General features: G+C 65.9%; 19 protein-coding genes. 1 reads left to right on the top strand and 18 read right to left on the bottom strand.

The window, feature by feature from the left end; all coding sequences use genetic code 11:
* Positions 1–28: 28 nt before the first annotated feature.
* The 6 genes from H6717_38805 to H6717_38780 form a co-directional block, all read right to left on the bottom strand.
* Positions 29–1,696: a CTP synthase gene (locus tag H6717_38805; GenBank protein MCB9583053.1), complete on the bottom strand. Its 1,668-nt coding sequence runs from the start codon at positions 1,694–1,696 to the stop codon at positions 29–31.
* A gap of 126 nt (positions 1,697–1,822) precedes the next feature.
* Positions 1,823–3,130, bottom strand: a complete 1,308-nt coding sequence (locus H6717_38800; GenBank protein MCB9583052.1) for a M48 family metalloprotease — start codon at positions 3,128–3,130, stop codon at positions 1,823–1,825.
* Positions 3,127–4,146 carry a hypothetical protein gene (locus tag H6717_38795; protein ID MCB9583051.1) on the bottom strand — a complete coding sequence of 340 codons (1,020 nt, stop codon included), beginning with the start codon at positions 4,144–4,146 and terminating at the stop codon, positions 3,127–3,129. Before H6717_38795 ends, H6717_38800 begins: the two co-directional genes overlap by 4 nt.
* A gap of 47 nt (positions 4,147–4,193) precedes the next feature.
* Positions 4,194–4,745, bottom strand: a complete 552-nt coding sequence (locus H6717_38790) for a hypothetical protein (GenBank protein ID MCB9583050.1) — start codon at positions 4,743–4,745, stop codon at positions 4,194–4,196.
* 103 nt (positions 4,746–4,848) lie between these two features.
* The gene (locus H6717_38785; GenBank protein ID MCB9583049.1) at positions 4,849–5,382 is read right to left on the bottom strand and encodes a hypothetical protein; all 534 of its coding nucleotides are present in this window, start codon (positions 5,380–5,382) and stop codon (positions 4,849–4,851) included.
* Between the two features lie 62 nt (positions 5,383–5,444).
* Positions 5,445–6,929 carry an ABC transporter substrate-binding protein gene (locus H6717_38780; protein ID MCB9583048.1) on the bottom strand — a complete coding sequence of 495 codons (1,485 nt, stop codon included), beginning with the start codon at positions 6,927–6,929 and terminating at the stop codon, positions 5,445–5,447.
* Between the two features lie 91 nt (positions 6,930–7,020).
* Here H6717_38780 and dacB point away from each other — a divergent pair, with 91 nt between their 5' ends.
* On the top strand, positions 7,021–8,436 hold the full coding sequence (dacB, locus tag H6717_38775; protein ID MCB9583047.1) for a D-alanyl-D-alanine carboxypeptidase/D-alanyl-D-alanine-endopeptidase: 1,416 nt from the start codon (positions 7,021–7,023) through the stop codon (positions 8,434–8,436).
* 1 nt (position 8,437) lies between these two features.
* Here the strand turns inward: dacB and H6717_38770 are convergent, their stop codons facing one another.
* The 12 genes from H6717_38770 to H6717_38715 form a co-directional block, all read right to left on the bottom strand.
* A complete protein-coding gene (locus tag H6717_38770) occupies positions 8,438–9,094 on the bottom strand; it encodes a cytochrome C oxidase subunit IV family protein (GenBank protein MCB9583046.1) in 657 nt (218 codons plus the stop codon).
* Positions 9,095–9,104: 10 nt separating this feature from the next.
* On the bottom strand, positions 9,105–10,103 hold the full coding sequence (locus H6717_38765) for a cytochrome c oxidase subunit 3 family protein (protein MCB9583045.1): 999 nt from the start codon (positions 10,101–10,103) through the stop codon (positions 9,105–9,107).
* Between the two features lie 74 nt (positions 10,104–10,177).
* Positions 10,178–11,860 (bottom strand): cytochrome c oxidase subunit I, encoded by a 1,683-nt coding sequence (gene ctaD, locus H6717_38760; GenBank protein MCB9583044.1) that lies wholly within the window; start codon positions 11,858–11,860, stop codon positions 10,178–10,180.
* A 10-nt stretch (positions 11,861–11,870) separates the two neighbouring features.
* Positions 11,871–12,761, bottom strand: coding sequence for a cytochrome c oxidase subunit II (coxB, locus tag H6717_38755; protein MCB9583043.1), 891 nt, complete (start codon positions 12,759–12,761; stop codon positions 11,871–11,873).
* Between the two features lie 98 nt (positions 12,762–12,859).
* Positions 12,860–13,732 carry an SCO family protein gene (locus H6717_38750; protein MCB9583042.1) on the bottom strand — a complete coding sequence of 291 codons (873 nt, stop codon included), beginning with the start codon at positions 13,730–13,732 and terminating at the stop codon, positions 12,860–12,862.
* Positions 13,732–14,322, bottom strand: coding sequence for a hypothetical protein (locus H6717_38745; protein MCB9583041.1), 591 nt, complete (start codon positions 14,320–14,322; stop codon positions 13,732–13,734). The genes H6717_38750 and H6717_38745 overlap by 1 nt, the downstream gene beginning before the upstream one ends.
* 20 nt (positions 14,323–14,342) lie before the next feature.
* On the bottom strand, positions 14,343–15,617 hold the full coding sequence (locus H6717_38740) for a quinol:cytochrome C oxidoreductase (protein MCB9583040.1): 1,275 nt from the start codon (positions 15,615–15,617) through the stop codon (positions 14,343–14,345).
* An 11-nt stretch (positions 15,618–15,628) separates the two neighbouring features.
* On the bottom strand, positions 15,629–16,873 hold the full coding sequence (locus tag H6717_38735) for a DUF3341 domain-containing protein (GenBank protein MCB9583039.1): 1,245 nt from the start codon (positions 16,871–16,873) through the stop codon (positions 15,629–15,631).
* A 14-nt stretch (positions 16,874–16,887) separates the two neighbouring features.
* Positions 16,888–18,261 (bottom strand): polysulfide reductase NrfD, encoded by a 1,374-nt coding sequence (nrfD, locus tag H6717_38730; GenBank protein ID MCB9583038.1) that lies wholly within the window; start codon positions 18,259–18,261, stop codon positions 16,888–16,890.
* Positions 18,262–18,264: 3 nt separating this feature from the next.
* Complete coding sequence (locus tag H6717_38725) at positions 18,265–21,315, bottom strand: TAT-variant-translocated molybdopterin oxidoreductase (protein ID MCB9583037.1); 3,051 nt, start codon at positions 21,313–21,315, stop codon at positions 18,265–18,267.
* On the bottom strand, positions 21,303–21,953 hold the full coding sequence (locus tag H6717_38720; protein ID MCB9583036.1) for a cytochrome c3 family protein: 651 nt from the start codon (positions 21,951–21,953) through the stop codon (positions 21,303–21,305). Before H6717_38720 ends, H6717_38725 begins: the two co-directional genes overlap by 13 nt.
* Before the next feature lie 633 nt (positions 21,954–22,586).
* Complete coding sequence (locus H6717_38715; protein ID MCB9583035.1) at positions 22,587–22,760, bottom strand: CPXCG motif-containing cysteine-rich protein; 174 nt, start codon at positions 22,758–22,760, stop codon at positions 22,587–22,589.
* Positions 22,761–22,831 lie beyond the last annotated feature (71 nt).

The raw sequence follows: 22,831 nt of genomic DNA, 5'->3' as shown, positions 1-22,831 counted from the left end.
TTGGTCCGGCGCGAGCCCCGTCGCGCGCTCAGTTGACGGCGGTTTCCGTAGCCGTCGCTTCGTCCTGAGTGCGCGCGGTCTCTGCGATGGCGTCGCGTCGAGCCAGACCCGCCGCCACGAAGTGCGAGAACAGCGGGTGCGCCGACATCGGTCGGCTCTTGAACTCGGGATGGAACTGGCAGCCGACGAAGTACGGATGATCCGTCAGCTCCACGATCTCCACCAAGCGGTCGTCGGGGCTGGTCCCGGAAAGCACCAGGCCCGCGGCCGTTAGCGACTCCCGGTAGTCGTTGTTGAACTCGAAGCGATGGCGATGGCGTTCGCTGATGTCGCTCTTGCCGTAGATCGCCGCGGCGCGGCTGCCCGCCAGGAGCTTGCACGGATAGGCGCCGAGCCGCATGGTGCCGCCCTTGTCCTTCACGCCCCGCTGATCGGGCATCAGGTCGATCACCGGATGCGGCGGATCCTTCTGGAACTCGGTGGAGCTGGCGCCCTTGAGGTTGCACACGTCGCGGGCGTACTCGATCACCGCGAGCTGCATGCCCAGGCAGATGCCGAAGAAGGGCACGTTGTTCTCGCGGGCGTGGCGAATGGCGGCAATCTTGCCCTCCACGCCGCGATCCCCGAAGCCGCCGGGCACCAAGATCGCGTCCAGCCCGCTGAGCATGGCTTCGGCGCTGGAGCGTTCGATCTGCTCGGAGTCGATGTACTCGAGCTCCACGGCGACGTCGTTCGCGAGACCGCCGTGCACCAGGGACTCGTGCAACGATTTGTAGCTGTCCTTCAGGTGCACGTACTTGCCGACGACGCCGATTTTGACGGTGCCCTTGGCCGGCTTCTTGAACTTCTCGACGGTCCGCTTCCAGGCGGCGAGCTCCGGCTGCCGCGACCAGATGTTGAGCCTCTCGGCGATCTCGTCGTCCAGTCCCTCGGCGTGGAGCACCAGTGGCAGCTCGTAGATGCAACCGACGTCCACGGCGCTCACGACACTGTCCACCGGCACGTTGGAGAACAGTGCGATTTTCTCCTTCAGCCCGCGGGCAATGGGGCGATCGCAGCGGCAGATCAGGAGGTCCGGCTGAATGCCGATTTCCCGCATCTCGCGCACGGAGTGCTGGGTGGGCTTGGTCTTCAGCTCGCCGGCGGTGGCGATGTAGGGCACCAGCGTGACGTGAACGCTGATCGCGTTCTCCTTGCCGGCCTCCAGCTTCAGCTGGCGGATGGCCTCCAGGAACGGGAGTGACTCGATGTCGCCCACCGTTCCGCCGATCTCCACGATGGCGATGTCGGCGTCCGCGGTGGCGTCCCGGACACGGGCTTTGATTTCGTCCGTGATGTGGGGAATCACCTGCACCGTGGCGCCCAGATACTCGCCCCTCCGCTCCTTGCTGATCACCGCCTCGTAGATGCGACCGGTGGTGATGTTGGCCTGGCGCGAGAGCCGGCAGCTGGTGAAGCGCTCGTAGTGCCCCAGGTCCAGGTCCGTCTCGGCGCCGTCGTCCGTTACGAACACCTCGCCGTGCTGGTACGGGCTCATCGTGCCCGGGTCGACGTTGATGTAGGGGTCGAGCTTCATGTGCGTGACCTTCAGGCCACGCGCTTCCATGAGGGCGCCGATGGAGGCACTGGTCAGTCCCTTGCCGATCGAAGAGACGACACCTCCGGTGATGAACACGAACTTGGTTCGTCTATTCACCGCGGAGTGCCTCACGGAACCGCTGCCTATCACCTTTTCTCGCGGCGCGCACCTCTTTCGCGGACAAAGTCACGTTCCCGCGAAAAAGCTCGCGCTTCCGCGCGTCGGTTTTTCGACGTGATGGCGTCAGTGCGTGCGCGGCGGCCCCGCGCGCACGCACTTCACGAGCTTCCCCTTGGGAAGCACTGCCGAGGCGTCCACGCCGTTCAATCGCTCGAGTAGCGCGAGATCAGCGCCGCAATCAGCGCCGGCCAGGGTATTGGGCTGTGAAAAGCGCATCAGTGTGAGGCGTGGAAGGGACGGGGCGCGGTCTTTCGCGGGATCCCAGCGTCGTAGCCCGCTCATCAGCGCGCGGTGGGCGTCCGCGTCGGTTCCGCGGCTGGCCAACAACCAGCTGCTGCTGCCGAGCTCCAGCAGTGTGGCCCAGGATGGAGGGCCGGTCTTGTTGCTGAAGCGCCCGGTGATCGCGGTGAGACCGAAACGTTCGGTCACACTGAACGGCTGGTCGCGGAGGGCGTGGGCAACGGCGCTGGGATAGACCTCGTCCCGCCGGCCGGAAATGCGTAGGGCGAACACGGCCTGCGTGCCCGCCTTGTCGTGCGCCTCGGGCCGACCGTTCTCCAGAGTCCAGGTCCAGCCCCGCGGCAGCGCCAGGACCCAGCGGGAGCGGGGCAAGAGCAGGTTTCGACCATCGAGCGCGAAGGCGTCGCTCTGGGCGCCCACGACCACGCCTTCCAGCCGCCGCAGAAAGCGCGCTTCGCCGAGCTCGCCCCGGGGCGACAGCCCGCTGGCGACCACTCTGACCCGCGCCAGCCGCGTGGCGAGGGCGGGGTGCTCGGCGTCGTCACAGGCGGACTCGCCGCCGGCGCTGCGGTACAGGGCGACCAGCGTGGACAGCATGGCGTCTGGGCGATAGCCGGCTTGAGCCAGGGTGCGCACCGCCAGGGCGTCAGCCTGCCGCTCTTCGTCGCGCTCGAGCTCGAGATCCCAGCTGCGTTGCGAGGTGGGCTCGGCCAGCGACAGGAAGCTCCGCTCCGTATGCCCGGCGGTCACGTGCGCGATCTCGTGTCCCAGCACCGCCGCCAGCTCCGCCTCCGAGCCCAGGTGCACCAAGAGCCCGCGGGAGATCATCACCTGGCCGCCGATCATGGAGTTGGCAGCGGGCTCGTCGCTGTCCGTCACGCGAAAGCGCCACGGGATGTCGGTGCGGCCCGCGGCGCGCGCCATGCGCCAACCGACCCTCGTGACGTAGCGTTCCAGGGCGGGGTCGTCCACGCTGCCCACGGAGCTCGACAAGAGGCCCGCGAGCACCTGTCCCACGAGAGCGTGCGTTTCCGCCTCGGTGTGTGAGTCCGGTGTCCGTGGCGGCAACGGATCCCGCGCGGAGCTGCATGAAAGCGCCAAGAGCGCGGCGGCGACCAAGAACGGTCTCACGGCATCACCGCTTGGAGCTCGAGGTCCAGGCGCCGCGCTTCGGAATCCATGTTGCTCTCGACGTTCACGTTCTTGGCCTTGGCGCAGGCACGGACGCGATCCACGGCCTCCAAGAGGTCCAGGCGCTTGGCGACGTCCCCCCGCGACATGCGAAAGGCTCGCAGACATCGCTGCGTCGGCTCCGGCGGCAGTCCCGTCAGCTTCACGTCGCCCAGCCGGTAGACGGGCCCCTCGTGGACCTGGAAGGCGATGTCCACGGTGCCTTCGCTCGGGTGTCGCACCAGCTCGGGGCCGGTCACCCGGACCGAAAGCAGGCCACGGTCCAGGTAGGGCGTCTCCAGGCGATAGCGACGCTCCCGCAAGAGCTCCGGTCGAGGCGCCTTGCCGGCGTGGAACGCGTCGCCGTCGTCAGGTTCCAAGAGCGCGTGGCGAAGCGCGTCGTCCGACAGGGTCTCGTTGCCCTCGAACACGATCTCCCCGAGCACGAAGCGCGGCCCCGGGTGTACGTCGATGCAGACGTCCACGCTGCCATCGGCGCGCCGCCGCCCGCCGCTCCTCGCGCTGGCGTCGAGGTGGCCGTGGCGCCGCAGAGCCTCCGCGATGGCGCTCGCCTGTCGCGCCAGCTGGCTCGCGTCGTAGGGCTCTCCCCGGCTCGGGACGACTGGTGGCGGAGCCTCGCTACGCTCGAGGCCGCGAATCGAGAGCGAGTGGATCGGCGCGCGCTCCACCACCACGAAGGTCAGCACCACGCCGCCATCGACGGTGCGCACGTCAGCGCGGGCGTCGCTCAACACTTCCAGAGACATGAGGCGGCGGAGATCCGCCCGCACCACGATGGGATCGAGCGGCGTGTCCGCGTGGGACTGGAGCATGGCGGTGTATTGGGCTTCGGGAACGCGCTCCGCGCCCTCCAGTGACACGAACACGACCTTGCCGTGCGCTTCGTCGTCGAGCAGCGTCTCGCTCCAGGCGAGCTCGGGGGTGGGCAGCGGACGGCACTCCCAGGTCTCGGCCACGGACGCGTCGCGGGCGCGCGGCGTGCTACTGCACGCTGCGAGGACGATCAGAAGCGCAGCCGACGCTCGACCGGAATGTCGCGAAAGAGCTCGCGCAGCCATTTCTTCCTCGCGCTGTCTCCGGCGCTTTCGGTCGGATGATTCTGCAGCCAACGACCAAAGAGGCGCTGCTCGAGCACCATGGCGGTCAGCATGCGGTCGTACTCCTCCCGGGAGATGCGCGCGGCAGCGCAGGTCGCCTCGGGGCTCGGCCAATCCATCTGGTCCAAGAGGGTCTTGCGCTCCGCATCGCTCACCTGCTCACCGGCGCGCGCGCCGGCGGCTTCGACGAGCGCACGCTCGATCAGCGCCTCGTAGCTCTGACGTGCGAGCTTGCGGATTGACGCGTGGCGCTTCCGCGCGGGGGTGGCGGACAGGTCCGCGCTGCCCCAGCGCACTTGGGTGGCGAGCTCGGAAGCGAACACGACCACGCCGCCGACGACAGCGATGACCCGATCGATGGTCGCCCGGCGGGCGGAGGGGGGCGGCGTGAGCTCGGGCCGGGCCGCGGCCGGCGCGGCGAGGGTCGAGACGAGGGCGATGCACGCGAGGCGTCGCATGTGGAGAGCAAGAGCAAGGCATGTGCCGGCGCGCGAAACCGCATCGAACGCGCTTCGGCGAGCACCCCCGTTCACGCCCGTGGGTGTGCGTCTACGTCACTATTCAGAAAACGCCGACGATGCCCAGGCCCATCGCGTCCCGCCCAGCGGTGAAGGGCACGGGGCGAACGGAAAAGCTCTGCTCCCGCGGTGGCAGATGCAGCGGGGGCAGCGCCTTCTTCCGCGGGCCCGCGCTTTCGGCCTGGGTGGGCAGGAAGATGCCCTCCACCATCACGGCGACGCCGCCCGTCTGCCCCACCGCGTCCATGGTGGTGAGGATGGCGCGGAGCACCACGTTGAAGGCGCTGCAGCCCGGATCGTCGTCCGCGCACCCGGTCTTGCCGAGGGACATCCAAGGGCCGGCGACGGGAATGCGGAGCTCCTTGGCGCCAGGAGCGTCCGGCCACAGATAGGAAAAGCCGACGCCAGCACCGTACCAAGCGGCAGTGGCTCCCGCGCCTGCCAAGATCAAGCCGGTGCGCGCGGATTCCGGAGGGAAATCCGTGGGCGTGTAGCGCGTGGGGCGCGACGGCTCGTCCGCCCGCGCGGGGCTCGGGGCGAGCAGCGCGACGCCGAGGGCGGCGGCGGGAAGCAACATGGAACGGGTCATGGCCAGGGCCGGGACTCTGGTCGGGGCGGCGCGGAAAAGCAAGCCGGGCTCTACGGCAGCTTCGCGAGCCCGAGCCATCGACCCTCGGCGCTCATCTGGAATCCCTCTGCGCGCTGGCTGACGACGGCGATCTGGTCCTCGTGCCACAGGGGCACCACGGGCAGATCCCGCTGCATCAGGTGGGCGAGCTGGGCGTAGAGGCGCTTGCGGGTGGCGATGTCTCGAGTGGTTCCCGCGGCGTCGAGCAGCCGGCCCGCCTCGGGATTGCGATAGCGAGCGCGGTTCCGGCCTTCGCCGCCTTCGCCCGGGACACCCTTCGGATGAAAGAACCAACTGAGCAGGTGCGGCTCCGTCAGCTCCGGCATTTGCAGGGTGGCGATGTCATAGTCGCCGGCGTCGAGGCGCTCGAGCATGACTCCCAGATCCAGGCTCACCACGCGCACCGACAAGCCGGCGTCACCCAGCATTTGGGCAATGGCGCGGGCGATGGTGACGCGCGCGCGATCCGTGCTGGTGAGCAACGTGATGGGTGCAAGCCCGGAGAGCACTTTTCGTGCTGCCGCGGGATCGAAGCGCTCGGGGACCAGGCCGGGCGCGTGGGCCCAGTGACCTTCCGGGAAGATCCAGCTCGCGATCTGTCCGTGGCCCGCGAGCAGCGTGCGCACGATGGTCTCGCGATCGATGGCGTGCGCGATGGCATGGCGCACCTCGGGGCGATCGAAGGGCGCGCGATCGTTCTGGAGCAACAGATAGGTGACGTTCGCGCCGGGGCGTGAGGTGACGGCTAGCTCCGGTCGCCGTTCGAGAGCGGGCAGCAGCGCCGGACTGATGGCGTTGGGCGCCACGTCGCTGCGGCCCGCGAGCAAACGCAGCGCGCGCGCGTTTTCGTCGCGCACGGTGCGCACGCGCACGGCATGCCGCGGCGGGGGCATCACACCGGTGTCGGCGGGTTCGAGCAGCACTTCGCCGTCGCTCACGGTGGCAATGCGAAACGGGCCCAGGCCGTCGAGATCGCCGTTGGGCGACGGCGGCGCGTGGGCTTGATCGGCGCGCAGGATCGGAACCTCCAGATCGGTGAGCAGCGTGGCGCGGGGCTTGGCCAGCGTGATGCGCACCTCCCCCGGCGCCGATACCGTGCAGCTGCCGATCGCGCGCACCACCGCGCGGTGTGGGCTGCCGAGCTTCGGATCCGAGAGCGCCTCGAGGGTGGCGCAGACGTCGCTCGCGTGCAGGGGGCGACCGCTGTGGAATCGCAGATCTTTCCGCAGCGTTAAGAGGAGCGTGCGGTCGTCGGAGAACTCCCAGCGCGCGGCCACCAGCGGGATGGGCTCGAGGCTGTTTGCATCCAGGCCCACCAGCCCGGCGTGGACCAAGCGCGTGATCTTGATGTCGAGGGCGCGGGTCGAAAAGCGCGGGTCCAGGGTCGCCGCCTCGGTGGGCACCAGCACCTCGAGGGGGCGATCCGTTCGGGGCGCTTCGCCCCGGCAACCCGAAAGCGCGAGGCCGAAGAGCAAGAGCGCGAGGGCACGTCGCACGTCGAGGGTTTTACCCCAGCCGGGTCGATGTGCCATAAATCGACGTACCGTGCTCGGTTGGTTACGAATCCTCCGCACGGTCTCCGTCGTCGTGGCGCTCGTCCTCGTGCCCGCGCGCGCGGCGCTGGCGGAGGCCCCCAAGAGCTCCGCGACAAGCGCCGCCCTCGAGCAGGAGCTGACGGTGCTCGAAGCTTGGGTGCACGAACACGGCGGTCGTCTGTCCGCGAGCTTCGTACGCGTCGAGGACGGGCGCGTGTTGGCCCAGTCCGGCGCCGACCAGGCGTTGAACCCCGCGTCGAACGCCAAGCTCCTCACCGCCGGGGCTGTGCTCTCCGCGCTGGGGCCCAGCCATCAGTTCCACACCGGAGTGTATGGATCCATCGCTCGGGGGGAGGCGAGCACGCTGGTGCTTCGGGGCGATGGCGACCCATCGCTCAGTGCAGCGGATCTGGACGCGCTGGTGAGTGTCTTGCTGGGCAAAGGGCTGCGCAAGGTGGGAACCGTTCAGGTGGACCAGTCCCGCTTCGACGATCACTTCGTGCCGCCTGCCTTCGAGCAGCAGCCGAACGAGTGGGCGGCGTTCCGCGCTCCGGTGAGCGCCGTGGCCGTGGCCGAGAACGCGCTCACCGTATTCGTGGACGCCACCCGTGCCGGCCAGCCCGCCCGCGTGTGGGTGGAGCCGCCCGGCGCAGCGACCCTCAGTGGCACCGTGACCACCGCAGCGCGGGGCAAGGGGCAGGCCGTGCGCGTCAGCGTCAAGGCCGGCAGCGGCCCATTGCAGGTCGTCGTTGGGGGCCGCATTGCCGAGGGTCTTCCGATGATGGTGTCGAGACGCCGCGTGGACGACCCCAGGCGGCTCCCGGGGTACGTCTTCGTGGAGCTGCTCAAACGTCGCGGCGTCACCGTCAGCGGCGGCGTCGTCGAGGGCGGCGCGGCAGAGACCCACGCGCTGGCCCTGCACACGTCCGAGCCTCTCGCCGTGCTGCTCTTCGCGCTGGGTAAGAACAGTGACAACTTCGCTGCGGAGATGATGCTGAAGGCGCTCGGCGCGCATGCGAGCGGCGGCGTGGGGACGAGCGCCGCGGGCGCCAAAGCCGTTCAGGATTGGGTGTCGGGGCTCGGCGTTTCGCACTCCGGGCTGGTGATCAGGAATGGGTCGGGTCTGTTCGACGCCAATCGAGTGAGCGCGGGGACCTTGACCGGGGTGCTGCGCCACGCCTACCAGTCTCCCTCGCTGAAGGTCGACTACCTGGCGCAGCTCTCGATCGGAGGGGTGGACGGCACCCTACGGTCGCGTTTCCGAACGCACGCCAACGAGCGGAACGTGCGCGCCAAGACCGGAACGCTGGCGCGGGTCATCGCGCTGAGCGGCATGTTGCTGGCCCCGCCGGGTCACTCGCCGATCGCGTTCTCAGTGATCGTGGACGGTGTGCCTGGGCGCCACGCACAAACGCGAAAGCGCGTCGATCGCGCCGTGGAACGGGCGATCGACGCGCTTGGGAAGTGACTCACTGAGCCGTCGTGGCCTGAGTCGCTTCCGTCTTCTGGTCGATGAAGTGCTGGTACTCCTTGCGGTCCGTCAACGCCATCGACAGGAACAGGATCAAGAACAGCACCGAGGTGAGGAACACCACCAGGTTGAACTTCTTGTCCCACGCAAGGTGCATGAAGAACGTGACGACCAAGGAGGCCTTGGCGGTCGCGATCACCATGGCCACGACCAGGTTCCACTGACCGCCCATGTCGATGCTGGTGACGGCGGTGGTGGCAAACGTGAGCACCAACAGACACCCGAGGACGCCCAACAGCAACGGCACCGGCGTGACGTGAGCGAAGTCGTGGTGGCCTCGAGCTTCCAGCTCCGCCCCCGTGGGGTGAGCCTTGGGCTCGGCGGCTGCCTTGGGGGCAGTGGCGCCGCCTTCGGCTTCCTCGTCGTCGGTCTGGGAATCTTTGGACTCGTCGTCCTCGTCGTCGTCCTCGGACTCGTCGTCGTCTTCGGTCTCGTGATCTTCGGTCTCGTCCGTCTCGTCCTCGTTCGGCGGCGGCTCGGAGCTCGCCTTACGCTTGGCGTCCACGGTTTCCACGGCCGTGTGCACTTCTTCTTCGTCACCGGAATCCGGGCCGCTCTCCGGCGGATCCGAGTTCTTCGTCTCGTCGTCGGCCATCACGAATCCTTCAGTGGATGAGATAGAGCAGAGGGAAGAGGTAAATCCAGATCAGATCGACGAGGTGCCAATACAAGGCCGCATAGTCGATGGGGCCGAAGTACTTCTCGTTGAACACGCCGGTGCGCGCCCGGAACAACAGCCAGATCCAGATGCCGATACCGATCAGCACGTGCAAGCCGTGCAGGCCGGTCATGAAGAAGTAGATACCGAAGAACGTTGCCGTGTGCGGCGGCGGCTTCATCGTCGCTTCGTGGCTGACGGGGTTGACCATTCCCGTGTCCACCAGCGGGGCCAACTGTTCCCCCCGAAGGCTCGCGATGTACTCGCGCTCTTCCCTGCGCGGATCGGCCGAAGCTTCGTCCTTCTTGGCGTCCGCGGCCTTTCCCTCGGCCGCCTTCGCGTCCCCCGCCGGGGCCTTCGCCTGCTCCTTCTGGAGCTCTACGATGTGCTCCGCGGCTTCCGCGGCCTCGGGATGCTTCGACTTGAAGCGCGCCGTTTCCCACACCGGCTCTGCTGGGTGGAAGTGAGTGCCCGGCAAGAGCCCATCGTGGAACTTGTGCGCGTACTCCTCGTACTTGATGCCCATGAAGGTGCAGGCGCACAGGATGGTCACCACGATGTTCACGGTGAGGGCGGTTTTGTTGCGCAGTTGCGCGCTGCGCACGGCCCACGCGGCTGTGAGGCTGCTCACGAGCAGCACCACCGTATTCGTCGCCCCCATGGTGGTGTCGAGGAAGAAGTGTGCGTACTCGAACACCTCCGGGCGCTGCGCCCGATAGATGGTGTAGGCGCAGAACAGACCCGCGAAGAACAGGACCTCCGTTACCAGGAACAGCCAGATTCCGAGCTTGCCCGCCTCGAACTGATGTTCGGGCGTGTCGAAGTGGTGAGCGAGAAACGGATACTCACCGTGCTCGTGGTCGTGCTCGTCCTCCGGCACGTGCACGTCAGGCGGGGGCTTTTGCCCCTTTTGCCCTCGTACCGGTTCCGCTGAAGCTTCCGTCATTGATCTCGTCCGTTGGGCCGACACCTTTACCCGATGCCGACGATCCTGAGCAGGGGGTTATTGGGGAAGCGGCATCAAGCCGCGTCGCCCTCCTGTAGCTTCACGTAGCCGTTGATCTTCTCGTCGTACACGAGGTCCTCCATGTCGTAGGGGCCCTTCGTGACGGTCGGGGTGTGATGGAAGTTGTAGTAGGGGGGCGGCGAGGTGGTGGTCCACTCCAGCGTGGCCGCACCCCAGGGATTGGCCGGCGCATCCGCCTTCTTCTTCAAAGAAGAGAGCAGGTAGATCGCGGTCATCACGAAACCGAACCCCAAGATGTAGGCGCCGATCGTCGAGATCTGGTGCAGGCCTTGGAACTCCGGCAGGTAGTTGTAATACCGCCGCGGCATGCCGCGGGTGCCGAGGATGAACTGGGGGAAGAACGTGACGTTCAGACCCAGGAACACCAAGCCTGCCCCAATGCGACCGAGCTTCTCGTTGTACATGCGCCCGGTGATCTTCGGCCACCAATAGTGCAGCCCACCAAAGAAGGCCGTGATGGCGCCGCCCATCATCACGTAGTGGAAGTGCGCGACGACGAAGTAGGTGTCGTGCAGGTGCACGTCCACACTCATGACCGCGAGGAACACGCCAGTGACGCCGCCGATGGTGAACACCCACAGGAACGCGAGAGCGTAGAGCATCGGCGTGTCCAGGTGGATCTCACCTTTGTACATCGTCGCCAGCCAGTTGAAGACCTTGATGGCCGTGGGAATGGCGATCAAGAACGTGATGGCGCTGAAGATGGTGGACGCCAACGGGGACTGTCCCGAAGTGAACATGTGGTGGCCCCACACCAAGAAGCCCAGGACCGCAATGGCGACGCTGGACAGCGCAATGAAGCTGTAGCCGAAGATACGCTTGCGCGAGAAAGCCGAGATGACCTCGCTGATCACGCCGAACGCAGGCACGATCATGATGTAGACGGCGGGGTGCGAGTAGAACCAGAAGAAGTGCTGGAACAGCACTGGGTCGCCACCCAGGGCGGGGTCGAAGATGCCGATGCCGACGGCGCGCTCGATGATGAGCATGAGCAGCGTGATGCCGAGCACCGGCGTGGCCAGTACCTGAATCACCGCGGTGGCGTACAGTGCCCACAGAAACAGCGGCATGCGGAACCAGCTCATCCCCGGCGGCCGCAGCTTGTGGATGGTGACGATGAAGTTCAGGCCCGTGAAGATCGAGCTGAATCCGAGGATGAACGCCCCGAAGGTGGCCGGGATCACCGCCGTTTGCGTGGTCGTGGAGTAGGGCGTGTAGAAGGTCCACCCGGTGTCAGCGGCGCTGATGGCCATGCTGAGCACCAGGAACAGAGCGCCCAGCACCCACAGGTGGAAGCTCATCAGGTTCAAGCGCGGGAACGCCACGTCCTTGGCACCGAGCTGTATGGGCAGCACGAAGTTGCCCAACGCTGCGGGGATGCCGGGAATGATGACGAGAAACACCATCACCGCGCCGTGCAGCGTGAAGAACTGATTGTAGGTCTGCGCGTCCATGATGGTGCGACCGGGCGTGAGGAGCTCGGTGCGCACACCCAGGGCGAAGAACCCCCCGAGCAGGAAGGACGTGATGACCCCCACCAGGTACATCACGCCGATACGCTTGTGATCGAGCGTGAAGATCCAGGAAAGGACGCCCTTCTCGTGCGTCAGGTAGTTGTCGTCTTGGGTGGGGTGACTGGGCGCGAGGGCCTCGGCAGTCGTACTGGGGGACGCCATCGCCGTTCCTTTACTTGAGAGTCTTGATGTACTCGATGATGCTCGTGATTTCCTCATCCTTGAGCTGTCCGGCGAAGGTGGGCATCACCGGTGCAAACCCCGCCACGACCTTGGCGTGGGGCTCGAGGATGGATTCACGAATGTAGTTCTCGTCCACCTTGACGGTGCCCGAGGTGAGCGTCTCTTCTTTCCCCCAAATGCCCTTGAAGCTCGGTCCGATCTTCTTGGTGCCGTCGACCGAGTGGCAGGCGGTGCAGCCCTTCTTCTCGTAGAGCTTCTGGCCTGCTTCGGGGCCGACCTCGATCTTGGTGCAGTCGTCCAAGTACTTGTCGAAGCTTGCTTGGTCTTCGACGATGACCTTGCTGAGCATGTTGGAGTGGCCCTCGCCGCAGTACTCGGTGCACTCCAGAGGGAACTCGCCGGTGTTGGTGGCCTCGAACCACAGGTCCGTGTAGCGCCCAGGCACCGCGTCCATCTTGGTGCGAAAGTTTGGGATCCAGACGCTGTGCAGCACGTCGACGCTGGTGATCACCAGCCGTACCGGCTTTTTGACCGGAACGTGGAGCACGTTGTCGGAGCATCCGTTCTTGTGAGTGAAGCTCCAGGCCCACTTCTGACCTTGGACGTTCACCTCCATGGCGCCCTTGGGGGGCGTGCGCAGCTTCATGTAGTCGCGGAAGCCGTAGAAGAAGAACGCGACGAGGAAGAAGAGCGGCAGGACGGACCAGGTGATCTCCAGCGTCGTGTTGTGGTCCGAAGTGTTGACCACCCGCTGCTTGGACGTCCGCTTCTTCACGCGGAAGCGGACGACCATGTAGACCATGGCGGCGATGACGCCGATGGTGGCGACGACCGACACCCAGTAGAGGAAGAAGTAGAGCCAGTCGGTCTCCCCGGCCATGGTCGAGCCTTCGGCCGGCATCCAGAAGGAGTCGGACTTGGGGAACACCGGTTTCGTGGGCTCTAGCCACGAAAAGAGGGACAAAACAGTACTGATCATCATGTGTGCGAGCCCTGGAGACTGAGCCTCTTCTTCTTGGCTTCACGAGCCCACAGAAGGCTCAGGAAACCACCGAGAACCACGACGGCGATGGCGCCACCGAGGCGCATGATGTTGCGGGCCACCGGAGCGTAGCGCCCCTCGGTGGCGTCGTAGTGGAAACAATACAGAACCAGCTTGTCGATGGTCGTTCCGATCTTGCCTTCGGAAGCTTCCACCAAAGACAAGCGCAGCGTCTTGGGGTGGTACTCGATCCCGTACAAGTAGCGGGCGATCTTCCCGTTGGGGGCGGTCACGGTGATTGCCGCGGGGTGCACCCATTCGTCTCGCTTCTCGTTGTACGAGTAACGAAACCCGATCGCGTTCGCGAGGGCATGGACGTTGTTGGCCGACCCAGTGAGGAAGTGCCAGCCGTCTTCTGCCCCCGGGCGCCCGTACTGTTGCAGGTAGCGAGCTTTGGTCTTGCGCGCCCGCTCCGGGCCCTCTTTGGGATTGATGCTGACGGTGACGAGCCGATACTCCTTGCCCGCCGACCAGTCGACCTGCTTCATGGAGTCCACGACCCCGCTCAGCTGGAGGCTGCACAACATCGGACAGTCCGAGTAGTTCAGCGTGATGATGACAGGGACCTTGCCGTCGAAGTAGTCCCGCAGCGTCACGGGCTTGCCCTCTTCGTCGACGAATCCGAGGTCGAGCGGGATCGAATCTCCGAGATGCTCGTCCACACGCACACCGTCGAGGCGCTTGGGAAGCGGCTCCGTGCGAGTGACTCGCGGCTCCGCAGCACCCTCGGCGCGCGCGGGCATCGAGATGACCGCGATCAAGAGGGCTGCGAGCGAAGCCGCGAGGAGCGTCGGGATCCGTGCGTGCATCAGGGGGCAGGGGTTTCCGGAGCAGGGTCTGGGGCAGCACCGCCCGGCTCGGGGGTGGGCGCTTTCGGTGCTGGGGACTTCGGTGCCGGGGGCGCGTTGCTGCCGGCGGGGCCACCGGGACTGGGCGCTTCGGGCTTCGGAGCTTCTGGAGCTTCGGGGGCGGGGGTCGCTTCGGCGTCCGTTCCCGTCGCCGAGCCGTCCTCAGCCATAGCACCGCCGTCGCCCTCCGTCCCGCCGTCGGCCGATTCCGTCGCCGCGTCAGCGCCTGCGTCCGGCGGCGGAGGGGGCGCGGGCGTTGCGCTTTGCGGATCTTCCTGGAGGTTCTTGACCACCACACCCATGGCCTGGTCGATGGGCAGGCTGACTTGGCCCTTCTCTTTGTCCAGCCACGCGGCGGGAGCGGTCAGCTCCTGCTCCTGCGCTTGAATGTCAGTGGCGTAGGGACGCGGCTGCCCTTCTTCTGCCTCAGCATTGCTGTCCGTGCGCACCAAGGCGGTAAGGGCCAGGGCGGTGCCCGCCACGGCCAGGGCAAGCAGCGCGACCAGAGTGCCGATGGCACCTGCGTTGACGTTGTCGGATTCGGTCGACATCGGGATGCTCTCCGGGTGTCTCAGAAGTTCTCGAAGGCCAGGGACTTCGCGAGGCGCGGGTCCTTGACCGGGACGAGTCGGACCTTCTTGGCTTGGAATGCCGCCGAGGCGAGGAACAGCCCGAGCACCCCGACCAGTGCGGTGACGTCCAGCAGGGCGTCTCCGACCGGGATCGTCGGTTCATGCAGAGCGGGCTTCACCAGCCAGTAGATGTCCATGTAGTGGACCAGGAGGATCCACACCGCCCAGAAGCCCAGCGTCTTCTTGTTGCGCTTGATGTGGCGGGACAGAAGCCCGAAGAACGGCAGCACGAAGTTGCCCAGCAAGAGCGCCGTCGACACGTACTTCCATTCGCCGGCGAAGCGCATCTTGAACCAGAACGTTTCTTCCGGGATGTTGCCGTACCAGATCAGCATGAACTGGGAGAACGCGATGTACGCCCAGAAGATCGTGAAGGCGAACATCATCTTTCCCACGTCGTGGTAGTGCTCCACTGTCACGCTGCGCGTGAGCCGACCCCGCTTCTGGAGCCACATCAGCACCAGCGCCAACAGCGAGTGGAAGGACACCACGGCTCCGGCGAAGTAGTAGACGCCGAAGATGGTGGAGAACCACGTGGGCTCGAGCGACATCAGGAAGTCGAACGCCGCGAAGGTCAACGTCAGCGCGAACAGGATCATGCTGGGCGCACTGACGGCCTGCATACGCCCTACGAGCTCCGGCTTGCCGGTCTTGTCCTGCTCCAGGCTGCTCTTCAGCATGAAGCGGCTGAGCAAGAACCAGAAGCCGAAGTAGACGGCGCAGCGGGCCATGAAGAACCCGACGTTCAGGTACGGCGCCTTGTGGTGGAGCAGGTGGTCTGCGTGCACCTTCTCGTGATTCACCCAGATGTACAGGCTGTCGTTCCCCATCGCCATGGGGATGACGATCGGGAGCGCGAGGAGCAGCAGCACCACCACGTTCTGAGCCAGGAGCTCGCCCACGCGGCGGATGACAATGCTCCACTTGGCGTTGACCAGGTGCTGCAGGATCACCCACCACAGAGCACCGAGCCCCAGGCTCAGGACCCACATGTACGCGGTGAGATAGGAGAACAAGAACCGCTTGGTGTCTCCAGTGAACCCGAGGCCCAGGCACACCAACAAGGACACGGCTCCGACGCCGCCGCCGATCTTGAAGATCTTGTCGGCGGCATCACCGAGCTTGATGTTGTCTCCGAAGTCGTCTTCGGGCTGCGCCGGCTTCTTCTTCTTCGGCTCGTCGCCCTTCTTGGGCTTCTTGTCGTCGCTTGCCATCGAAGTCGTCCTCACTTCAGGGAGCCGCGTTCCGCCGCGGGTACGTCGGACACGGAAGCATCACGGCTCTTCTGCAGGGCTCTCAGGTACATCACGATCTTCCAGCGATCCTCCGGCGGGACCATGTGGCCATAGGGAGGCATGTTGCGGACGCCGTGGGTGATGGTGTTGAAGATCTGCCCCACCGGCATCACCTCCAGGTACTGCTGGTGGAAGTTTGTCGGCGGAATCCAGGTGCCTTCCGCGAGCTCGGTGGCGCGCTTGGCTACCGTGCCATCTCCGTTGCCACCGTGACCGTGACAGGGAGCGCAGTAGATGCCGAAGCGCTCTTTGCCCCGCTCCATGTTCTCCGGGGTCGCCTGGATCGAGGGCGGGAAGGTGCGCGCCCAGGCGCCATTCACCTTGCCGCGATACAGGTGGTCGTCTTCCTCCAACATGCCCACGGCAACGGTTTCCGGCGGTGGCAAGCGAGAGGCGCGCTCGTCCGGGAAGACGGGGTTTTCACGCTGCGCTTTGAACTTGAGCTGCCAGTCCATGTCGCCAATGGCGTGAACACGCGGCTTGTCGCTGCGGCTGGCCCGAGCCTTGGCGATGAACGCAAAGGGGAGAAACGCCGCGACCGCGAGGATCAACAGGCCGTAGACCAACCCGTTCGGCAGCTTGCTGGGGGTGACGCGGTCTTCCAGCACCTCGTCCAGCACCGCTGGATGCGTTTCCTCGAGCAGCTCGCGAGTCTCGACGTCGTCGAATCGAGTGTCCGCGGCCTGAACCACCAAGAAGAAGCGATCGTCCGTGACCTTCGCGAACCGCTCCTTGAGATCCAGCGGGTGGGCCGGCATCGGGAGGTTGTTCAGTGCCAGCATGCCGAAAAGCGCCGCGAAGGCACTGAGCAGCACCGTGAGCTCGAACATGATGGGAACGTTCGCCGGGATGCTCCAGAAGGGCTTGCCACTGATCAGGAACGGATAGTCGTGGGCGTTCGTCCACCACTGGAGCCAGATCGCCAGAGTCAGACCGGTGAGGCCGGCACCGAGGACGATCCAAGGCAGGATCGTCATCTTGATGCCCATGGCACCGTCGATGCCGTGGACCGGGAACGGCGTGTACGTGTCCCACTTCTCGAAGCCCGCGTCGCGTACCTTCTTGGCGGCTTCCTTCAGGGCGTGGGGCGTTTTGTACTCCGCCACCAGTCCGTAAAGCGGCGCATCGGTGCCGACGTCGTCGCTCTTCTTCGAGTGCTTGCTTTCGTCACTCATGGCTTTCCCCGCGCTCAGTGCTCGTCCCCGTGGGCGTGCGCCGCCGGGATGGCTGCTTTGACCTCCGCCATGGCCACCATCGGGAGGTAGCGGCAGAAGAGCAGGAACAAGGTGAAGAACAGGCCGAAGCTACCGGCCAAGGTCGCGAAGTCCCAGGCGCTGGGGACGAAGTACCCCCAGCTCGAGGGGAGGTAGTCGCGGGCCAGGGACGACACCACGATCACGAAGCGCTCGAACCACATGCCCACGTTCACGATGACGCCGACCGCGAGCGTGACCCACACGTTCGTGCGCGCCTTCTTGAACCAATGGATCTGCGGCGTGATGACGTTGCAGGTAACCATCGTCCAATACGCCCAGGAGTAGTTCCCCATGGTGCGGTTGATGAACGCGAAGCCTTCGTACTCGCCGCCGCCGTACCAGGCGATGAAGAACTCGATGCCGTAGGCGTATCCGACCATCGTGCCCGTCGCGAGGATGATCTTGTTCATCAGCTCGAGGTGCTTGATGGAGATGACGCGCTTGAGCCCGAAGAACTGCCGCGCGGGCACCGCCAAGGTGACCACCATCGCGAAGCCGCCGAAGATGGCGCCGGCGACGAAGTAGGGCGGGAAGATGGTCGTGTGCCAGCCCGGGAGCTGCGCGGTCGCGAAGTCGAAGGACACGACGCTGTGCACGCTGAGCACCAGCGGCGTGGCCAAGGCTGCCAGGATCAAGTAGGCCCGCTCGTAGCGGTGCCACTGGCGGCTGGAGCCGCGCCACCCCATGCTCAAGAGCCCGTAGATCACGCGGCGGATCGGGGAGGTGGAGCGATCCCGGAAGGTGGCCAGATCGGGAATCATGCCCATGTACCAGAACAGCAGTGACACCGTCGCGTAGGTGCCGACCGCGAACACGTCCCACTCCAGCGGGCTACGGAACTGCGGCCACATCTGCATCTGGTTGGGGATCGGGAACATCCAGTAGGGCAGCCAGGGGCGACCGACGTGGATGCCGGGGAAGATGCCGGCGCAGATCACCGCGAAGATGGTCATCGCTTCCGCGAAGCGGTTGATCGCCGTGCGCCAGGTCTGCCGGAGCAGGTAGAGAATGGCGCTGATCAGCGTTCCGGCGTGACCGATACCGACCCAGAAGACGAAGTTGACGATCGGGAAACCCCAGAAGACGGGGTTCATGTTTCCCCAGATGCCAACCCCGGTCCAAACCAGGTAGCCGATGCTGATGCCGAACATCGCCAGCATCGAGGTCGAGATCGCGAAGGCGATGTACCAAGCGCGGGGAGGCTTGGGGACCTCCGCGATGCGCGAGACGTTGTCCGTGACACGAGCGAAGTCGTTGTCGCCCTTGGGCGGGCTCGTGAACGGGTTGACGTCGCTGACGACGGCCATGACTCAGCTGAGCTCCGGGTTGGGGTTCTTGACGCGAGCCAGATAGCGGACGCGGGGGCGGTTGTTCAGCTCCTCGAGCAGACCGTAGGAACGCGGTCCGTTCTGGAGTTGGGCAACCTTGCTGCCCTTGTCGTTCAGGTCACCGAACACGATGGCTTCCGTGGGGCACGTCTGCTGACACGCCGTCTGGATGGTGCCGTCTTCGATGGGTTGCTTGGCGTTCTTGGCCTTGATCTTGGTGTTCTGGATGCGCTGCACGCAGAACGTGCACTTCTCCATCACACCGCGAGCGCGCAGGCTGACGTCCGGGTTGTAGACCATCCCCTTGACCCGGGCGCGGTCATCCTGGAATCCCTGGAACGGCGTCGCAGCCTGCTTGTCCAGGTGGTAGTTGAAGTAGTTGAAGCGCCGGACCTTGTAGGGGCAGTTGTTGGCGCAGTACCGCGTGCCGATGCAGCGGTTGTAGACCATGTCGTTGAGGCCTTCGTGGGAGTGCATGGTCGCGCCGACGGGGCACACCTGCTCGCAGGGGGCGTTCTCGCACTGCATGCAGGGCAGAGGCTGCCAGGCGATCTCCGCCTCTTCCGGCGTGCCGCGGTAATAGCGGTCCACCCGCAGCCAGAGCATCTCGCGACCCTTGACCACGTTCTCTTTACCTACCGTGGCGATGTTGTTCTCCGCCTGGCAGGCGGTGATGCACGCGCTGCACCCCATGCAGCGGGACAAGTCGATGCTCATCCCCCACTTGTGCCCTTCGTAGGACACGGGGCCCTGCCACAGATTGAGCAGCGGGGGGTGGTGCACCGCATGCTTGGCGAAGGTGGGCTCCTTCTCGTACTCCTCGAGGCGCGCTTCACGCACCAGCATGCCGAGACGCGAGTCCGCGCCCTCCCGACCGATCTGGTCGATGGCCCACACGTCTTGGGTGGTGGGCAGGCGCTCCAGCGTTGCCGTCGCCTTCACGTCCAGGCCGCCGCCGAAGTGCAGCGCTGCCGTGGTGCGGAGTTGATAGGTGTCGGCGCCAACGGGCTCCACGCCCGCCTTGTCGTCGCCGCCCACGGTGCCGGCCGCCTTGCGACCATAGCCCAGCGTGACGCGCACCGAGCCGGGCGCCTGTCCCGGCATCAACATCGCCGGGAGCGTGATGCTCTTGCCGCCGAAGGTGAGGGTGACGTGCTGACCATCGGTGATGCCCAGCGCCTTCGCGGTGCTGACGGCGAAGACCGCCGCGTTGCCCCAGCTGAGCTTGGTGAACGTCTCCGGCGCCTCTTGCATCCAGGCCAGGTTCGAGAAGCGGCCATCGAACAGCTTGGCGTCCGCCGCGAACAGGATTTCGAGCTGCCCGTTGCCCACTTCCAGGCCGCCCTGCTCGCGGTCGCTCAGGGCCACGGGAGCGATTTCCTTCAACTCCGGATTCGCGACGGCGACGGGCGGACCGGCCACTACCCCGTCGTGCACGGCTTTGCGCCATGCGCGGGGATCTCCGAGGGTCGACTTGTGGGTGTTCTTGACGATGTCGACACCCTTCTGTCGCTCGCTGCCGGTCACCAGCGCGAGCACCTCGATGACCGAGCGGCCACCGAACAGCGGCTCGATGAGCGGCTGTGCGATCGACACGGTTCCGTCCGGTGCCGTCACGTCCCCCCAGCTCTCCAGCCAGTGGGCCCGCGGCAGGTGCCACTCGACCATCCGCGAGGTCTCGTCTGGATAGAGGCTCAGGTGGATGCTCGTCTTGGCCTTGCCGAGGGCAGAGGCGAAACCGAGATCCGCGGGGGCGTCGTAGACCGGGTTGCCGCCGAGGATCAGCAGCGTGTCCACCTGGCCGCCGTTCAGCTCCCCGACCAGCGCCTTGAGCTGGTCCACGCGGCTCTGGGCCTCACCCTGGTCCTCCACGTACAGCACGGTGGCGCCGGCGTTGCCGAGCACGGAGTTGATGTGAGCCACGATGGCGTGGACCTCGGGGGGCTGATGCTCGCCCGCGACCACGACGCTCTTGCCCTTGGCGCCTGCGAGGTCCTTGGCGAGGACTTGCAGGAACTTGCTGACCTTGGCGTCGGCCAAGAAAGCCGCCTTGGGCGCGGACTGGGCACCGCTGCCGCCCGCGGCCTGCGTCACCGCGGCGTCCAGGGCCGCCGCGAAGGCCTTCACCAGCTCGGAGCGCAGCGGCAGCCGGTGATCGGCGATGCTGCCGACCTGCGTGAACGTGCTCTCCACCGCATAGATGCGGTTCATGTGCCCGTCCGGGTCACGACGGCCCATCAAGCCGCGCGCGTTCACCAAGCCGTTGGGATACACCTCGTCGATGAAGTCGGCGTCGAGAGCGACCACCACGTCCGCCCGACCGAAGTCGTACAGCACGCGGTGCGGCTTGCCGAACGCCAGGGCCGTTCCGCCGCGGGAGCCTTCGGCCAACGCCGCTTCCCACTCCACCCACTTGGCTTGCGGGAAGGCTTGCGTCAGCTCTTCCCGCAACGCTGCCACGCTGGGCGAAGAGGACGCCTCGGAAAGGATGCGTAGCCCCGCACCCTGCTTGCTCTTCAGCGCAGCGAACTGCGCTTTGGCGAAGTTCTCGAAGTCCGCCCAGGTCTTGGCCTGGTTCTTCTGCATCGGATGGCGGCTGCGATCAGGGTCGTACACCCCGAGCACCTGAGTTTGCTGCAGCACGCCCAGTGCACCCTTGTTCGCCGGGTGCGCCGGATTGCCTTCCAGCTTGATGGGGCGACCCTCGTACGACGTTGCAACGATGCCGACAGCGACGCCAGCGAGCTCCGTCGCGGTGGCGTAGCGTTCCGGCTCCCCCGGGATGCGGCCTTCAGGGCGCCGCGAGAGGGGCATGAGCTTGTCTTCCTGCCAGCGGCAGCCGGTGGCACCGGCCAGCGCCAAGGAGGCGCCCATGATCTGTAAGAATCGACGTCGGCCAGGAGAGCCGGGCGGCAACTCTTCGAGAGGGGTTGCGAACTCGCGCTCCACGTATTCGCGGAACTCCGGCGTGTCTTCCAGCTCCGCCAGGCTGCGCCAGTAGGTCGGCTTCTGACCCTGCTTCAGCGATGACATGTCGAGCAATCCGTGGGGGGGTTGATGTTGTTCTGCTCGCGCAGACGTTTGCCGTACTCGATGGGATCACCCGGCGGCTTCCAGTCCATGTTCGTGACTTCCTCGGGCGGCCGCAGGTTCTGCTCCGGAGCGCGATGGCAGTCGAGACACCAGCCCATGCTGAGCGTCTCGTGCTGGTAGACCTCTTCCATGCGGTCGATGCGACCGTGGCAACTGACGCAACCGATGCCGCGGGTCACGTGGGCGCTGTGATTGAAGTACACGTAGTCCGGTAGGTCGTGCACCTTCACCCAGGGGATGGGCTCGCCGGTCGCGTAGCTCTGGCGCACGAGCTCCAGCTTGGGGCTCTTCGCGCGCACCCGTTGGTGACAGTTCATGCACGTCTCGGTAGCGGGGATCGCCGCCATCGCCGCCTTGTCCACGGTGTTGTGGCAATAGCGGCAATCGATGGCGAGCTGGCCCGCGTGCAGTGCGTGACTGTACGGAACGGGTTGCTTCGGCTCGTAACCGACGTCGGTGGTCTTGGGCGAGAACCCGTACCAAACGAGGCCGATCACGTAGAGCGGCGCGATGCTCATGACGACGCCGGCGATCTGCCGGGTCTTGTTGGCCCATCGCGGAAAAACGAACAGCTTCATCGCTCGAAACCCGGCTCTGGCTGTGGCGCCGCGCTTGCGGCTCCGTCGTGGGTTGGTCGTTCCATGGCTTTGGTCATCGAGGCTAGGTACCCGCCGCTTGGGAGACCCGCGTCGTGGCGGGCTCGGAGCGGCTCAGGGCGCCCCCCGGCTACCACGTTCGTGCCCCGTTTGGCGACAACAGAGAGCGCCCAAATCGTGTGCCGGAACCTTACACATCGACCAGACCAGACTGGTCGCGGGCAAGTCCGAAGATGGAGCACGGGCCACGCTCGGATTCACTCGAGCGTTTGGCGTGGAGGAAGAGGGCAGAGTCACGGCTTCGGAGAGAAAATCGATCCGGCCCGCTGCTGCATGCGCGGTTCCCGAGATCCCGTGAGTGTGCGCGGTTCGTGACGAGCCGGCACGACTTCCCCCCTGCATGATCCCGGGAAAGTGCGCGCAGAAACGAGAGGCCCAGTCAGATTTCGCGCGCCGTTATGAGGTCAATCGGGACAAATGTAAAGCACAACCGTGCCGCGCATCTAACCGTTCAGAACTCCATCGGGATTTGACGCACCGAGGGCCGTGTTGCGAGGGGCGCGACGGGCGCGCGCCGGACCAACAAAAGCCACCGAGAAATTTTCCGACGAAGCGCTAACCCTCGCGCTGTGCGTGGACGCGATAGTCCCCCTCGGCTTCGTCGTAGTGCACGACGAACCGGATGGGTCGGCAGCAAACGGCGCAGTCCTCCACGTATTCTTGGTCGCCCCCGCCTCCGGGGTCCGGATAGGTGTCCACGGGCTCTCCGCAGTACGGGCAGGCAGTCACGGGTCCTAGCCTGCGAGGCCCAAGGGCGGACGGCAAGAGGCCCTTTGATGTGCAGGACAAAACACGAAGGG

The organism is Polyangiaceae bacterium, from assembly GCA_020633235.1.
Taxonomy (GTDB): domain Bacteria; phylum Myxococcota_A; class Polyangia; order Polyangiales; family Polyangiaceae; genus JACKEA01.
The sequence above is the reverse complement of the archived record's forward strand: the minus strand, read 5'-3'. Positions and strand labels throughout refer to the sequence as shown.